This window comes from Trichococcus flocculiformis, from assembly GCF_963662535.1.
Classification (GTDB): domain Bacteria; phylum Bacillota; class Bacilli; order Lactobacillales; family Aerococcaceae; genus Trichococcus; species Trichococcus flocculiformis.
Genome location: NZ_OY759718.1, coordinates 1932091 through 1948266, shown reverse-complemented (window position 1 = coordinate 1948266; position 16176 = coordinate 1932091). Strand labels below are relative to the sequence as shown.

The window sequence follows — 16176 nt, the reverse complement described above, 5'->3', positions numbered from 1 at the left end:
TATGCTAATTAGTATGTGATAGTTTGTGTAATATTTCAAGCTAAATATTCATCTCCGGCAAGCGTCAATGGGGAGGAAGGTATATTTTTCGACGGAATTGCAGTACAATAAAGAGTGGACAGCAAGAAGCAGAGGAAGTGATAGCGTGAAATGGAGTATGCCGGACAAGTTGATACAAGAGGGACGCGAATATGTGAATGAGGACCGTGTGCTATCCGTGCAACCGGATTTCCACACTCAGGTTTGGCATTGTGAAGTGCTCGGCAGTAAAATGTATCATGTCACCTTAGATGGTACAGCCAGAGAACAGGATCTATGCCAGTGTAAATACTGGAAAAACCATCAGTATTGCAAGCATACGATCGCTGTTGAATTATATCTGAAGGAGAAATGCGGCACCCGAATTTTGACGGAAAGCAGTGCAGAGCAGTTTCAGGTAGATGCAGAAACGGCCGGTCAGGAATTTGTGAATGACTTGACGCAGATTTTCTTCCAAGAAAATAAAGGTGCCCAGAGCCTGACGACCCGAGCTGATTTTTTAGTGCAGTATACGCTGCAGATTCTCCGCATGAAACCAAATAATCTGATGCAAAACACAGGTGAACATGTATTAGCTCTTTCCTTGCGTGCAGGGATTGATAAATCGTATATGGTTACAAATATAGAACAATTTACGGAACAATTCACCAAACAAGAAAAATGGGATTACCGTCTTGGAGATGCGATCGACTTTCGGTCTGTGAAGATACAAGAATCGGACCAAGCCATCATCCATCGACTGCATAAATTGTTGGAAGAGCAACCCGCGGCGTTGAACAAGCAATTGTTGAATGTCACGGCCAGAAAATTAGATTCCTATCTGATTATTCCGCCGAGTTCAGCGCACTCCCTTTTGGAAGATTTAATCCAAACCGGCAGGGTGGAATGGATTGACGGTGATGATACATATCCGGATGTACAGATCAGTCCCGAAAAACCGGGTTATCAATTCCTGTTGGGAAAAAAAGGCAGAGGAATAGAGCTTCGCATCCAGCGCGACAACATTACTCATCTATTGGAGTACGACTGGTTAATCGAAGCCAACAAAATCCATCCGCTCAGTGCGCAACAGCATAAACTGTTAGGATACCTCTCATTTTTTGAGAAACGTTTTGAGGACTCAGATGTGATCGGAGTCGAAGAGTCCGATGTATCGGATTTGCTGACCTACGTTATCCCGTTGTTGAAACAGATAGGAACAGTGCACTTCAGCGATGAACTGGAACGTAACATCATTGATGAACCATTGACTGTCTCAATCCATTTCCGCGGCCCGGCAAAAAGGATAAAAGGGGAAATTTTATTCAAATACGGAGAAACAGTCTTCAATCAAAACCACGCCGCCAAAACGGCTTCCCAATTCTTGATCAGAGACACAATAGCGGAAGAGAGAATCCTGCAGGTGTTGGAAGCTTTGGAATTCAACATCATCGAGAACCAAATATCTTTCCTGGCTGCAAAAGATATCGACCTATTCAGCTTTCTTTACAGAAAAGTACCAACATTGCGCCGCTATGCTGAAGTGGAATTAAGTCCGGATCTGCAGAACCTGGTAGTCGAGGACACAGTCGTGTCAACTTCAGTCCAACGCAGAACAAGGGATTCTTTTTTGGATATTCGTTTTGATGTTGACGGAATTTCGGATAATGAAATAGACAAATTACTGAACAGTTTAAAAAAAAATGACGCCTATTACAAGACGGAGGACGGGCGAATGTTGTCTTTGGAGACGGAAACAATGAGGGAGATGAATCGCTTCCTTTCGTTGATCAAAGATGAGTCACAAGTTCGTGAGGGGACTCTGTCCATGCCGATGATAAAAAGCCTGACGCTTGAAAAAGAAATCAATGACTTGAACCCTGAGGTAGGCAGTCAAGCTTTCCTTAATGAACTTTATCATTTCATCAAGCACCCGGATGAGTTTCCCGCTGAACTGCCGAAATCGTTGCAAGCGGATTTGCGTCCCTATCAAGCGACCGGCTTCAAATGGCTAAAGTTCCTTGCCAACTATGGTTTGGGTGGTATTTTGGCTGATGAAATGGGACTCGGTAAGACGCTACAGCTGATCACCTTCTTGCTCAGTGAAGTAGAAGAAGGCAAAAACGAAAATAAACCTGCTCTCGTGATCGCTCCGGCTTCGCTGATATACAACTGGAAGTACGAATTCCAGAAATTCGCACCTTTGCTTCAGATCAGCGTCATCAGCGGCGTGAAAAAGGAACGGGAAGAGCAATTGTCCCAACTGCCGGAGAGCGGTATCGCAATCACATCTTATCAAAGTTTCCGTCAGGACATCGAATCTTATCAAAAGTGTGATTTCTATGCGATGATTCTGGATGAATCCCAGTACGTCAATAACTATAACACCAAGACGTTCCGTGCCATTGCGAAAATGAACGCCCGAGTCAACATAGCATTGAGCGGTACGCCGATCGAGAACAGCGTAACGGAGTTTTGGGCGATATTCCAATTGATCCTGCCTGGGTTATTTCCAAAATTGCAGGAATTCAAAAAAATGCCACTCGAAGATATTTCGAAAACAGCCAAACCCTTTATGTTGCGGCGGTTGAAGGCGGATGTGTTGGGCGACCTGCCGGAGAAATCGGAAGCGGACATATACAGCAGTCTAAACCGTGAACAGAAAGTCATGTATTTGGCTTATCTGCAGCAACTGCAGGAAAAGGTATCTGATTATGACAGTGAGGATTTCCAACGGAACCGGATGGAAATCTTGGCCGGGTTGACTCGTTTGCGTCAAATTTGCTGTGATCCCCGTTTGGTGGATCCGGTTTATGAGGGAGGATCCGGAAAATTGGAGCAACTGGTCGAAATATTGAGGAATGCTCAAGAAAACAACCAGCATGTTTTGGTTTTTTCACAGTTCACTTCCATGCTCAAGTTGATTGAAGCGGAATTGGCCAAGGAAAACTTAAGTCATCTGTACCTCAGCGGAAAAACCCCACCTGCAGAAAGAATTACGCTCGTAAATCAGTTCAACGAAGGCAATACGGACGTCTTTTTGATTTCACTGAAGGCGGGCGGCACCGGGCTGAACCTGACTGGCGCTGACACTGTCATCCTTTTCGATCTGTGGTGGAACCCGGCAGTCGAAGAGCAAGCCGCAGGCAGAGCGCATCGCATCGGACAAAAGAAAAACGTGCAAGTGTATCGTTTCATTGCAGAGGGAACCATCGAAGAGAAAATCAATCAACTCCAGCAAGATAAAAAAATGCTCTTTGATCAGTTGGTCGTATCGGAAGGGGAAGAAGCGCTCAACAGACAACGGTTGACGAATGATGATATCAAGCAGATTCTGGGGATACAATCCTGATATATCCTATAAAAAAGTTTCTGTTATTCATTTTCAGAAAAAAGGCTTGCTTCTTTCAGCGTAATTCGATATAATTATCAACGGTGCAAAACCACATTTCACACCTTGATCGATACGGCGGACGTTGCTTATCGTAAGATGAGTTTCTGCTGTAGAAGAAATCGGGGGAGGAAAATAAAAACAAACTTGGAGGAAATAAACATGGCAGTAATTTCAATGAAACAATTATTGGAAGCAGGCGTACACTTCGGTCACCAGACTCGTCGTTGGAACCCAAAAATGAAGAGATACATCTTTACAGAGAGAAACGGTATCTACATCATCGACTTGCAAAAAACCGTAAAATTAGTAGACGAAGCATACAAATATATGCTTAATGTTGCTGAAGAAGGCGGCGTAGCTTTATTCGTAGGGACTAAAAAACAAGCGCAAGATTCAATTAAAGACGAAGCTATCCGTTCAGGTCAGTTCTTCGTAAATCACCGTTGGTTAGGTGGTACTTTGACTAACTGGGATACTATCCAAAAACGTATCAAACGTTTGAAATCAATCGAAGCAATGTCTGAAGACGGCACTTTCGAACTACTTCCTAAAAAAGAAGTTTCAATCTTGAAAAAAGAACAAGAACGTTTGGAAAAATTCTTGGGCGGTATCAAAGATATGCCTAGAATCCCGGATGTAATGTTCATCGTTGACCCAAGAAAAGAAAGAATCGCTGTTCAAGAAGCGCACAAATTGAACATTCCTATCGTCGCTATGGTTGACACTAACTGTGATCCAGATGAAATCGACGTAGTAATCCCTTCAAATGATGATGCTATCCGTGCAGTTAAATTGATCACTGCTAAAATGGCTGATGCTTTCATCGAAGGCAACCAAGGAAATGATCAAGCTGAAATTTCTGTTGAAGAAACTTTTGCGGCTGAAGCTGACGAAGCAACTTCATTAGAAGAAATCGTTGAAGTCGTTGAAGGCGACAACGAATAATATTTCCTATTTAGTTTGAAGCAATGAGCTGTCTCAGAAAAGAAGAAAGATATAGCCAATTAGGTAGCCGACATCTTTTCTATCTCTTTGGGGCAGCTTTTTTTATGAAAAAGAATATTCAGGAGGAATCATAAAATGGCACAAGTAACAGCAAAAATGGTTAAAGAATTACGCGACATGACAGGCGTAGGCATGATGGATGCTAAAAGAGCTCTAGTAGAAGTCGATGGCGACATGGACAAAGCGGTTGACTACCTAAGAGAAAATGGTATGGCAAAAGCAGCCAAAAAAGCTGACCGTATCGCTGCTGAAGGACTTGCAAACGTATATGTTGACGGAAATACAGCTGTTATCGCTGAAATCAATGCCGAAACTGACTTTGTTGCGAAAAATGACAAATTCCAAAACTTGGTAGCTGATATTACAGCAATCATCGCTAAAAACAAACCAGAAACGTTGGAAGCTGCTTTAGCGATCGAAACTGCAGACGGCTCATTGAACGATGTCATCTTGAATGCTACTACTGTAATCGGCGAAAAAATTACTTTGCGTCGCTTTGCTATCGTTGAAAAAACAGATGCTGATGCTTTCGGCGCATACCTGCACCAAGGCGGACGTATCGCTGTATTGACAGTTTTGGAAGGCTCTACGGATGCTGATGCTGCTAAAGATATTTCTATGCACATCGCTGCCATCAATCCTAAATATGTTTCTCGCGACGAAGTTTCCGCAGAAGAACTTGAGCATGAAAAGAAAGTTCTGACTGAACAAGCTTTGAACGAAGGCAAACCAGCTAACATCGTTGAAAAAATGATCGTAGGCCGTTTGAACAAATTCTTGAGCGAAATTTCATTGAACGACCAACCATTCGTTAAAGATCCAGATCAAACAGTTTCACAATTTGCTGCTTCAAAAGGCGGCGTTGTTAAATCATTCGTTCGCTACGCTGTAGGCGAAGGTATCGAGAAACGCTCTGTGGACTTTGCAGAAGAAGTAATGAGCCAAGTTAAAAAATAATGAAAATTGCCCCTTAATTGGGGCTTTTTTATCATAGTCATAAGCCTGATTAATCAGGGGTCAGCCAATTACGGAGGGAAATATAGAATGAGTGAACCAAAATACAAACGCGTTGTTTTAAAACTAAGTGGTGAAGCTTTAGCGGGCGACACCGGTTTCGGAATTAACCCACCGACGATTGAAGAAATCGTAAAAGAAATCAAAGAAGTACATGACTTGGGTGTGGAGATAGCTATCGTTGTGGGCGGCGGCAATATTTGGCGCGGCACGACAGGCGCTGAAATGGGTATGGAGAGAGCGCAAGCCGACTATATGGGCATGCTTGCGACTGTCATGAATTCTCTGGCTCTTCAGGATGCCTTGGAGAATGAAGGGGTTCCTACCCGTGTTCAGACTTCCATCGAAATGAGACAAATTGCCGAACCGTATATCCGCAGAAGAGCTGTCCGTCACCTTGAAAAAGGACGCGTAGTGATATTTGCTGCCGGTACCGGCAATCCATACTTCTCTACTGACACGACAGCAGCCCTTCGTGCCGCTGAAATCAATGCTGATGTTATTTTGATGGCTAAGAACAATGTTGATGGGGTCTATTCATCCGATCCGATGAAGGACTTGAATGCAACTAAATTCTCTGAATTGACTCATTTGGATGTTATTTCCAAAGGATTGCAAGTAATGGATACTACAGCAAGCTCATTAAGCATGGATAACGACATCCCGCTGGTTGTATTTAACTTAAACAGACAAGGGAATATTCGCCGTGTTATAATGGGAGAAGATATCGGAACGACTGTTAGGGGGAAATAATTATGGTTAAAGAAATCCTTGATAATGCGATCGACAGAATGAAAAAAACGGAAGCTGCACTGATCCGCGAACTAGGCTCGATTCGAGCAGGCCGCGCGAATGCGAGTTTATTGGATCGTATCGAAGTTGAATACTACGGAACGAGCACACCAGTGAATCAATTAGCATCCATCACGATTCCTGAAGGACGCATGTTGTTGGTCACACCTTACGACAAATCCAGTATCGGTGATATCGAACGCGCGATTTACCAAAGCGACTTGGGCATCAACCCAGCCAATGACGGCAACGTTATTCGTTTGGTGATTCCGGCATTGACTTCAGAGCGTCGTAAAGAGTTGGCAAAAACTGTGGGCAAAGAAAACGAGGCAGCTAAGATTTCTATCCGCAATATTCGCCGTGATGCCATCGAGGCGTTGAAAAAAGCAGAAAAGAACAAAGAAATCACAGAAGACGAGTTACGGACTTATGAAAAGAAAGTACAAGAGTTCACCGACAAATCTTCCAAAGAAATCGACAAAATAACGGCGGACAAAGAAAAAGAAATTTTGGACGTTTAACATTCCATTCGTTGGAAAGCAGCCAGGGCACAAATCATTTCGAATGATTTGTGCCCTGGCTCTTTTTAAAAATTATATAAATTCCGGTTAATCATAGGAATTCAGGCGGGTTTTTGTTAAAATAAAAAGAGTTATGAAAAAGTGAGGGATAAAGCATGGCTCTATTCAAGAGTGAGAATCCAAAAACAGATTTGCAGTTTGACGAAAATGGCATCATTCCAGCTCATGTTGCCATCATTATGGATGGGAACGGCCGTTGGGCAAAGAAAAAACTGATGCCACGGGTTTACGGACACAAAGAGGGTATGAATACGGTTAAAAAGATAACCATAGAGGCAAGCCGCCTTAATGTGAAGGTATTGACGCTGTATGCCTTTTCGACTGAAAACTGGAAACGTCCGACTGACGAAGTCAATTTTTTGATGGGATTGCCCATCGATTTTTTTGATGTCTTTATGCCGGAGTTGATGCAGAACAACATCAAAGTGACGACCATCGGCTGGATCGATCAGTTGCCCGAGAAGACGCTTAAAGTCGTGCAAAATGCAATCGAAAAGACAAAGGACAATACCGGTCTTATTTTGAATTTTGCGTTGAATTATGGTTCCAGGGCTGAAATCCTTCAAGCTACAACGATGATTGCGCACGATGTCGCAGCAGGAAAACTCTCGGCAGACGCAATCACTGATGACGTATTCTCTGGTTACCTATTCACAAGCGGTCTTGGTGAATGGCAGGATCCTGACTTGCTGATCCGTACCAGTGGAGAAATCCGTCTCAGCAACTTCTTGCTGTGGCAGGCAGCGTACAGCGAAATGTACTTTACGGAAGAATTTTGGCCTGATTTTTCGATAGCCAGCTTGCGGGCGGCTTTAGCAGAATATCAGCATCGCAATCGTCGTTTCGGCGGCATATAGGGAGGATATTATGAAGGAAAGAGTAATCACAGGCCTAGTGGCTGCCGCAGTATTCATCCCATTCTTGTGGCTTGGGGGACTGCCGCTGCAACTGCTCATGACAGCAATCGGTTTGATCGCTGTTCAAGAACTATTGAAGATGAAAAAGCTGTCCATCTTCAGTGTGGAAGGTATCATCACTGCTTTGGCGACCGTATTATTGATGTTGCCGGAATCTTATCTGCAGTTCATCCCCGATGGCATCGATGCGATGCTTTTAATTTATCTGGAGGCGTTGGTACTGTTCATTTTTACTGTGTTCTCGCGGAATGATTTTACCTTCGACGATGCAGCCGCTTCTGTCCTGACCTCCCTTTATGTCGGGAGAGGATTTTATTATTTCATGCAGACAAGGGACATCGGTTTTTGGATGGTGCTCTTAGTGTTGTTCATCATTTGGGGAACGGATATCGGCGCATACATGATCGGAAGAAAAATTGGCAAGAACAAGTTGGCTCCGGCTATCAGCCCAAATAAAACAATCGAAGGATCTGTCGGCGGTTCGATAGCCGCTGTGCTGATCGCCATCGTATTTTTCCATTACTACAATCCGCTGGAGTTATCTTTAGGACTCCAGATCATGCTGGCAGCCTTACTTTCGGTCTGTGGCCAGATGGGGGATTTGGTAGAATCGGCATTCAAACGTTATTTTGGCGTCAAGGATGCCGGGAAGATATTACCCGGACACGGCGGCATGCTTGATCGTTTTGACAGCACGCTTTTTGTGATGCCGGTGTTCCATATTTTTCTGCATTTCATCTTTTAACAAAGCGAAGACACGCTACAAAAAGGGAGGGATTATATGTTTCAGACAATCATAACGTTCATCATCGTGTTCAGCATATTAGTGATCATCCACGAATTCGGCCATTTCTATTTTGCGAAAAAAGCTGGCATTCTGGTTCGTGAATTCGCAATCGGCATGGGACCGAAAATCTTCTCTCATCGCAATAACGGGACAACCTACACAATCCGGATGCTGCCCATCGGTGGTTATGTGCGGATGGCCGGCATCGGGGATGAGGACACCGAGTTGAAACCGGGTATGCCGCTTAACATCACCCTTGATGAAGAGCAACAGGTCATTCAAATAGATTTGAGCAACAAACAGCATTTGCAGGCTGTGCCGATAGAATTACTGGAGGCTGATCTGGAACACGCACTTTTCATAAAAGGAATCATTCCGGGAAGTTCAGAACCCGTTAGATACGCAGTAAAACGCGATGCGACAATCATCGAGACCGACGGAACAGAAGTTCAGATCGCTCCCATCGATGTACAATACCAATCAGCGCCTTTGCTGAAACGGATGCTGACAAACTTCGCCGGACCGATGAATAATTTCATTTTGGGTATCGCGGTATTCATCGCGATTGCGTTCGTGCAAGGCGGCGTTACAGTAAACGAGAGTCGCTTGGGAGAAATCCAACCTGACAGCCCGGCGGAAGCAGCCGGATTGCGGGAGAATGACGAAGTATTGGCTGTTAATGGTGATGCAACCGCTGACTGGACGGAACTGGTTACGTCCATCCAAGCCAATCCGGGCAACCAAATCACACTTACAGTCGTGACTGATGGAGAAGAAGCGCGTGATGTCCTCGTCACACCTGACACGAAAACTGATGAACAAGGCAATGAGTACGGTTTGATCGGTGTCGCTGTCCCGATGGATCGCACGCTGATGGCTAAAATCAGCTACGGATTCAAAGAATTTTGGGTGATTGCCACTTCCATTTTCGGATTGGTCTTTGCCATGTTCAGGACCGGCTTTCAGGCTGATTCCTTCGGCGGGCCTGTCGCTATTTATGCGGCTACCGAGCAAGTCGTTGATTATGGCTTTCTGAGCGTACTCAGTTTTCTGGCCTATTTGAGCATCAATCTGGGAGTCGTGAATCTATTGCCGATTCCAGCATTGGATGGCGGGAAACTACTGCTGAACCTAGTTGAAGGAATCAGAGGCAAGCCGTTGGATCCAGAGAAGGAAGGCATCATCACGGCTATCGGAATGGGGCTGTTGCTTCTGCTGATGGTCATCGTCACTTGGAATGATATTCAAAGATTTTTCTTTGGCCAATGATAGGAAGAAAATAAGAAGATTCAAAGAAAGGAACGTTCATTCTTTGAATCTTTTTGTTTGTTAGTTGAGAAGGAGAGATCAAATGTCGTTATCGAAACATGAATTGTTCCAGCAGATGTTGGAACAGATAAATTTGCATCACCAGCCGGAGTATCTACCGTATTTTGAAAACGGGGAAATCGAACAAGTCATCGTGCATAAAAAATCAAAATTATGGTCATTTCAGTTCGTTTTTGATAACGTTCTGCCTTTCGAAGTGTTCACTGCTTTGATGAACCACATGAAAATAAAATTCCAATCCATCGCCACAATCGATTTTCAGATCAAAACCAGGAAACCGATTTTGACGAATGAGAGCATCTTGGACTATTGGGAAACAGTCGTCCAACGTAGCAATATATCATCACCACTGGTTCTGAGTCTTTTTGCCAAACATACACCCGTTGTTTTGGACAATAAAGTCGTTATCAGTGTTGAAAACGAAATCACCAAAAATCATTTGGCAGACAACTACTTGTCCATTATCCAACAGAATTACCTGGTCTTGGGATTTCCGAGTTTCCAGATCACAATCGAAGTGGACGAGGCAGCATCCGAAGCCAGAATGGCACAATATCTGGCCCGAAAACAAGAACAGGATGAAATGTTGGTCAAACAAGCAGAGGAAGCCATCAAACAAAATCAGCAGGATAGACAGCGCAGCGACGGCTCACAATCTAAAGGCAGCAATAACGGCCCCTTGCTGATCGGCAGACAGATTTCCAGCAAGGAAGAAATCAAGCAGATGGCCTCAATCACCGAAGAAGAGCGTTCGGTGGTCATTGAAGGCTATATTTTCGACAGTGAAATCCGCGAATTGCGGTCCGGGCGGAAACTGCTCGTATTTAAAATGACGGATTATACCTCTTCCTTTTCGGTAAAACTGTTTTCGTCGAATGAAACGGATGAACAGAACTTTGAGCTTGTCAAAAAAGGAATCTGGGTGCGCGTGCGCGGGAGTGTCCAAGAAGACACTTTCATGCGGGATCTGGTTGTGAACGGCCGAGACGTGAACGAAGTTGCTCATGCGGAACGGAAAGATCGTGCGCCTGAAGACGAAAAAAGGGTGGAATTGCACCTGCATTCAAATATGAGTCAGATGGATGCCACCAATGGGATCGGTGATTTTGTCAAACAAGCGGCAAAATGGGGACATAAGGCCATCGCTCTGACCGACCATGCTGCTGCGCAAGGCTATCCGGATGCTCACGCAGCCGGAAAAGCGAATAACGTAAAAATATTGTACGGAATTGAAGCATATGTCGTCGATGACGGCGTTCCGATAGCCTATAATCCGGTCCATGAGGATCTAAGTGAAGCGACCTATGTCGTATTCGACGTTGAAACAACGGGGTTATCGGCAGTTTACGACACGATCATCGAGCTGGCTGGCGTAAAAATGTACAAAGGAAATGTCATCGAAACATTCGAAGAATTCATCAATCCGGGCCATCCGTTATCGCAGACGACCATCCAATTGACGGGCATAACCGATGATATGGTCCGCGATTCCAAGCCGGAAAAAACGGTGCTCGAGGAGTTCGCTGCATTCGCCGAGGGGACCATTCTTGTAGCCCACAATGCCAGCTTTGACATGGGCTTTTTGAACAACAGCTATGAACGCTATGGTATGGCCGAAGCGCCACAACCTGTAATCGATACCTTGGAGATGTCCCGTTTCTTGCACCCGCAATTGAAATCCCATCGTTTGAATACGTTGGCGAAACGCTATGGTGTCGGTTTGGAACAGCATCACCGGGCCGTTTATGATTCCGAAACAACCGGCGCCCTCTGCTGGATATTCCTGAAGGAAGCCCGCGAAGAACACAACATTCTATTTCATGATGAACTGAACAAATACATCGGCGGCGGCGATTCATACAAACGAGCGCGGCCGTTCCATGCAACGATTTTGGCAAAAAACCAGGATGGGCTGAAGGACCTTTTCAAAATCATTTCTGCTTCTAATATTGATTATTATTACCGGACACCGCGTCTGCCGCGCAGCGTTCTGCAAGCATCCCGGGAAAACTTATTGATCGGCTCCGCCTGCAGCGAAGGCGAAATATTTGAGGCGATGATGCAAAAAGGGGCAGAGGTTGCAAAGGCGAAAGCCAAGTTCTACGATTACATCGAAGTGATGCCCAAAGAGGTCTATGCGCCGCTCATCACAAGAGAACTGGTCAAGAATGAAAGCGATCTGGAAGAGATCATCTCTCAAATCGTTGCCATCGGCGATGAATTGGGCAAGACGGTCGTCGCAACCGGGAATGTGCATTACTTGAACAAGGAAGACGCCATCTACCGGGAAATATTGATTGGGTCTTTGAAGGTGAATCAAGGAAAAGTCCTGCATCTGCCGGAAGCCCATTTCCGGACGACAGACGAGATGTTGGATTGTTTCTCCTTCCTCGGCAAAGAAAAAGCCAAGGAGATCGTTGTATCTAATTCCCAAAAAATTGCCGACAGCATCGATGAAATAATCCCAATCAAGGATCAGTTGTACACGCCGAACATGGAGGGGGCGAATGAGGAAGTCACAAGGCTCTCCTATGATGAAGCCAAACGCCTCTACGGAGAACAACTCCCTGAACTGGTCGAAAAAAGGCTGGAAAAAGAACTGAATTCGATCATCGGAAACGGCTTCTCGGTCATCTATCTGATTTCCCAAAAACTGGTTCTGAAAAGCAACCAGGACGGCTATCTGGTTGGATCCCGGGGCTCGGTTGGCTCAAGTTTTGTAGCCACCATGACCGGTATAACGGAAGTCAATCCTTTACCGCCGCATTACCGGTGTCCGGAATGCAAATATTCCTACTTCTATGAAGATGGCTCGATCGGTTCCGGCTACGACTTGGAAAAGAAGGACTGCCCGAAATGCGGAGCGGATATGGACCGAGACGGGCACGACATCCCTTTTGAAACCTTCCTTGGATTCTACGGGGACAAGGTACCTGATATCGACTTGAACTTTTCAGGGGAATATCAAGCCCACGCCCATGCTTACACCAAGGAGCTCTTCGGTGAGGAATATGTGTACCGTGCCGGAACAATCGGTACAGTGGCTGATAAAACAGCTTTTGGCTATGTCAAAGCCTATGAGCGGGATCACAATTTCAGATTCTCGTCAGCGGAAATCGATCGGTTGGCAAAAGGCTGCACGGGAGTAAAAAGGACGACGGGACAGCATCCAGGCGGTATCATCGTCATTCCGGACTACATGGATGTCTATGATTTTACACCTATCCAGTTCCCGGCCGATGCCCAAGATTCTGAATGGAAAACGACCCACTTTGACTTCCACTCTATCCATGATAACGTGCTGAAATTGGATATACTGGGACACGACGATCCGACTGTAATCCGGATGCTGCAAGATCTATCCGGAATCGATCCCCAGACGATCCCACCCAATGATCCGGATGTCATGAAGATTTTCGGCAGTACTGATGTATTGGGTGTCACGCCTGAACAAATATTCAGTAAAACCGGTACACTCGGAATTCCCGAATTCGGGACGCGCTTTGTCCGGGGAATGCTGGAGCAGACAAGTCCGAACACATTTGCGGAATTGCTGCAGATTTCCGGTCTTTCCCACGGAACAGATGTTTATTTGGGCAATGCCGAAACACTCATCCGCGAGAACAATATCCCGCTGGCGGATGTTATCGGTTGTCGTGATGACATCATGGTCTATCTGATCCATCACGGTATGGATGATGGTTTGGCCTTCAAAATCATGGAAAGTGTCCGGAAAGGGAAAGGGATCCCAGACGATTGGCAGGCGGAGATGCGGGCAAAAGAAATACCTGAATGGTATATCCAATCGTGCCTGAAGATCAAATATATGTTCCCGAAAGCCCATGCTGCGGCATATGTATTGATGGCTTTGCGCGTCGCTTATTTCAAAGTGCACCAACCGATCCGTTATTATTGTGCTTTCTTCTCCGTGCGCGCGCAGGATTTCGATTTAGTCGCGATGACGCAAGGGAAAGAAATGATCAAGACCCGCATGAAAGAAATCATGGATAAAGGGTTGGAAGCTTCAGTCAAGGAAAAAAGTTTGCTTACCGTACTGGAATTGGCGAACGAGATGGTGGAGCGCGGCTTCAATTTCAAAATGGTCGATCTTGACAAATCGCACGCGAATAATTTCGTGATCGAGGGGGATACGCTGATTGCGCCGTTCCGGGCTATTCCGGGACTAGGCGGCAACGTGGCGAACCAGATTGTTCAAGCCAGGGAAAACCAACCGTTCTTATCCAAAGAAGATTTGGCGACAAGAGGGAAAGTTTCAAAGACAATCATTGATTACATGAATGAAAACGGAGTGTTGAAAAACTTACCCGATGAAAATCAACTTTCTTTATTTGATTTTTAAGGAAAGGCTATTCCAAAGCCGTTAGGTTGGTAGGTCCTTGCATTTACTGACACAATGGTGTATGATTATAAAAGAATAAGTCGTCGGAAGGAGTGAGCGGAAACGCTCACTCTTTTTACGCAGTCAGCCAATGTATGACAGTGGTGTAGGATTGATAAAGGAGGATTTCTGTGAGTCGTGTAGTAGATGAAGTTCGTGTAGTGGTTCAACCAATAGTTGATGAACAGAATTTAGAATTAGTGGATATGGAGTTTTTGAAGGAAGGGAAAAACTGGTTTCTCAGAATTTATATAGATAAGCCAGGCGGCATCGATATTGAAGAGTGTGCATTGATCAGCGAAAAAGTCAGTGAAGCACTGGACGCTATTGATCCAGATCCGATCCCTCAGGCATATTTCCTGGAGGTGTCCTCGCCAGGTGCAGAACGTCCATTGAAGACGGAAGCAGATATGCAGAATGCAATCGGCAAATACGTGCATCTGTCCTTCTATCAAGCAATAGATGGCGAGAAATTCTATGAAGGAACGTTGAAGGAAGTAAACGATGACTCCGTTGTATTGACGATCAGAATCAAAACCAGAACAAAAGATATCGAAATCGAAAGAAAACAGATCGCAAACGCAAGATTGGCTATCCAATTTTAATCATTTTTTGAGATAGGAGTGAACGAGTAATATGAGCAAAGAAATGTTAAGTGCTCTTGAAGTGTTGGAAAAAGACAAAGGTATTTCAAAAGAGATTGTCATCAGTGCGTTGGAAGCTGCGCTTGTGTCTGCTTACAAACGTAATTACGGACAAGCCCAAAACGTTGAAGTGGAATTTGATACTAAAAAAGGGGACATCCATGTTTACGCAGTTAAAGAAGTAGTGGATATGGTGTTCGATTCGACTTTGGAAGTAAGTTTGGAGGATGCTCTGCAGATCAACAAAGCTTACGAACTAGGCGATAAGATCCGTTTTGAGGTTACTCCGAAAGATTTTGGACGGATTGCCGCTCAAACAGCCAAACAAGTCATCATGCAACGCATCCGTGAGGCGGAGCGCAGCATCGTCTACAATCAATTCATCGCTTATGAAAATGATATTTTGACGGGTGTCGTCGAAAGAATGGATAGCCGCTATATTTATGTGAGCCTTGGAAAAATTGAAGCAGTATTATCCAAGCAGGAACAAATACCGAATGAAACGTTCCAGCCGCATGACCGCATCAAAGTTTACGTCACAAAAGTCGAGAACACTTCAAAAGGGCCACAGGTTTTTGTCAGTCGTAGCCATCCCGACTTGCTGAAGCGCTTGTTCGAACAAGAAGTTCCGGAAATCTTCGACGGAGTAGTCGAAATCGTCTCGATCGCCCGTGAAGCCGGAGACCGGTCAAAAGTAGCCGTGCGCTCCCGCGATAAAAACGTCGACCCTGTCGGCACCTGCGTAGGACCAAGAGGCCAGCGTGTCCAAGCGATCGTAAACGAATTGCGCGGAGAGAACATGGATATCGTTGAGTGGAACGAAGATCCATCGATCTACATCGGAAATGCGTTGAATCCGGCACAAGTCGTGAACGTTGATTTCCATCAAGCAGACGGCAGTTGCACAGTGATCGTTCCTGATTATCAACTATCACTGGCAATCGGTAAGAAAGGTCAAAATGCACGCTTAGCGGCTAAATTGACAGGCTATAAAATCGATATTAAGTCCGAAACGGAGTATAATAAGTTATTGATGGAATCCGGTGCCCAAAAAGTTGCATCCGATGAAGACGATGCTGACACGCTTCATTCTTTCGCTGGCTTGGACAAAATTTTCACGGCAGAGGAAGTTGCTGATGACATTGCTGTCCCAACGGAAGATACGGATTACACGGAAGAATACGAAGATGATGAAAAAATCCTTGATCCTGAAGATGTCGAGCAATTGATATCGGAAGTCGAGACAGATCCGGAAGAAAGCTATGATGAATTAACAAAGGACCTTCAAGACTAATC

11 protein-coding genes are annotated in these 16176 nt (G+C 45.0%); all 11 read left to right on the top strand.

Features of this window, described 5'->3' with window-relative positions; genetic code table 11:
• The first annotated feature begins 145 nt into the window (after window positions 1-145).
• The 11 genes from ACKPCD_RS09230 (at window position 146) to nusA (ending at window position 16174) form a co-directional block, all read left to right on the top strand.
• The gene (locus ACKPCD_RS09230; RefSeq protein WP_321433026.1) at window positions 146-3370 is read left to right on the top strand and encodes a DEAD/DEAH box helicase; all 3225 of its coding nucleotides are present in this window, start codon (window positions 146-148) and stop codon (window positions 3368-3370) included.
• Between the two features lie 201 nt (window positions 3371-3571).
• Entirely contained in the window at window positions 3572-4357 is a 786-nt protein-coding gene (rpsB, locus tag ACKPCD_RS09225; protein WP_068559617.1) for a 30S ribosomal protein S2, read from the top strand.
• Window positions 4358-4492: 135 nt separating this feature from the next.
• On the top strand, window positions 4493-5374 hold the full coding sequence (gene tsf, locus ACKPCD_RS09220) for a translation elongation factor Ts (protein WP_068559614.1): 882 nt from the start codon (window positions 4493-4495) through the stop codon (window positions 5372-5374).
• Between the two features lie 87 nt (window positions 5375-5461).
• On the top strand, window positions 5462-6184 hold the full coding sequence (gene pyrH / locus ACKPCD_RS09215; protein WP_068559613.1) for a UMP kinase: 723 nt from the start codon (window positions 5462-5464) through the stop codon (window positions 6182-6184).
• Window positions 6185-6186: 2 nt separating this feature from the next.
• Entirely contained in the window at window positions 6187-6744 is a 558-nt protein-coding gene (gene frr / locus ACKPCD_RS09210; RefSeq protein WP_068559612.1) for a ribosome recycling factor, read from the top strand.
• A 155-nt stretch (window positions 6745-6899) separates the two neighbouring features.
• Window positions 6900-7661, top strand: a complete 762-nt coding sequence (locus ACKPCD_RS09205) for an undecaprenyl pyrophosphate synthase (RefSeq protein ID WP_068559606.1) — start codon at window positions 6900-6902, stop codon at window positions 7659-7661.
• A gap of 10 nt (window positions 7662-7671) precedes the next feature.
• Complete coding sequence (locus ACKPCD_RS09200) at window positions 7672-8466, top strand: phosphatidate cytidylyltransferase (RefSeq protein WP_086988034.1); 795 nt, start codon at window positions 7672-7674, stop codon at window positions 8464-8466.
• A gap of 36 nt (window positions 8467-8502) precedes the next feature.
• Window positions 8503-9777, top strand: coding sequence for an RIP metalloprotease RseP (rseP, locus tag ACKPCD_RS09195; RefSeq protein ID WP_276641994.1), 1275 nt, complete (start codon window positions 8503-8505; stop codon window positions 9775-9777).
• An 82-nt stretch (window positions 9778-9859) separates the two neighbouring features.
• On the top strand, window positions 9860-14197 hold the full coding sequence (locus ACKPCD_RS09190) for a PolC-type DNA polymerase III (protein WP_321433025.1): 4338 nt from the start codon (window positions 9860-9862) through the stop codon (window positions 14195-14197).
• Between the two features lie 170 nt (window positions 14198-14367).
• The gene (rimP, locus tag ACKPCD_RS09185; RefSeq protein ID WP_068559597.1) at window positions 14368-14841 is read left to right on the top strand and encodes a ribosome maturation factor RimP; all 474 of its coding nucleotides are present in this window, start codon (window positions 14368-14370) and stop codon (window positions 14839-14841) included.
• A gap of 31 nt (window positions 14842-14872) precedes the next feature.
• The gene (nusA, locus tag ACKPCD_RS09180) at window positions 14873-16174 is read left to right on the top strand and encodes a transcription termination factor NusA (protein WP_068559595.1); all 1302 of its coding nucleotides are present in this window, start codon (window positions 14873-14875) and stop codon (window positions 16172-16174) included.
• The last annotated feature ends 2 nt before the right edge of the window (window positions 16175-16176 follow it).

What these genes read in the sequence shown, in the direction of transcription:
- rseP (WP_276641994.1), top strand. Translation starts at nt 8,503, where the DNA reads ATGTTTCAGACAATCATAACGTTCATCATCGTGTTCAGCATATTAGTG.
- pyrH (WP_068559613.1), top strand. Translation starts at nt 5,462, where the DNA reads ATGAGTGAACCAAAATACAAACGCGTTGTTTTAAAACTAAGTGGTGAA.
- ACKPCD_RS09205 (WP_068559606.1), top strand. Translation starts at nt 6,900, where the DNA reads ATGGCTCTATTCAAGAGTGAGAATCCAAAAACAGATTTGCAGTTTGAC.
- frr (WP_068559612.1), top strand. Translation starts at nt 6,187, where the DNA reads ATGGTTAAAGAAATCCTTGATAATGCGATCGACAGAATGAAAAAAACG.
- ACKPCD_RS09200 (WP_086988034.1), top strand. Translation starts at nt 7,672, where the DNA reads ATGAAGGAAAGAGTAATCACAGGCCTAGTGGCTGCCGCAGTATTCATC.
- nusA (WP_068559595.1), top strand. Translation starts at nt 14,873, where the DNA reads ATGAGCAAAGAAATGTTAAGTGCTCTTGAAGTGTTGGAAAAAGACAAA.
- rpsB (WP_068559617.1), top strand. Translation starts at nt 3,572, where the DNA reads ATGGCAGTAATTTCAATGAAACAATTATTGGAAGCAGGCGTACACTTC.
- ACKPCD_RS09190 (WP_321433025.1), top strand. Translation starts at nt 9,860, where the DNA reads ATGTCGTTATCGAAACATGAATTGTTCCAGCAGATGTTGGAACAGATA.
- tsf (WP_068559614.1), top strand. Translation starts at nt 4,493, where the DNA reads ATGGCACAAGTAACAGCAAAAATGGTTAAAGAATTACGCGACATGACA.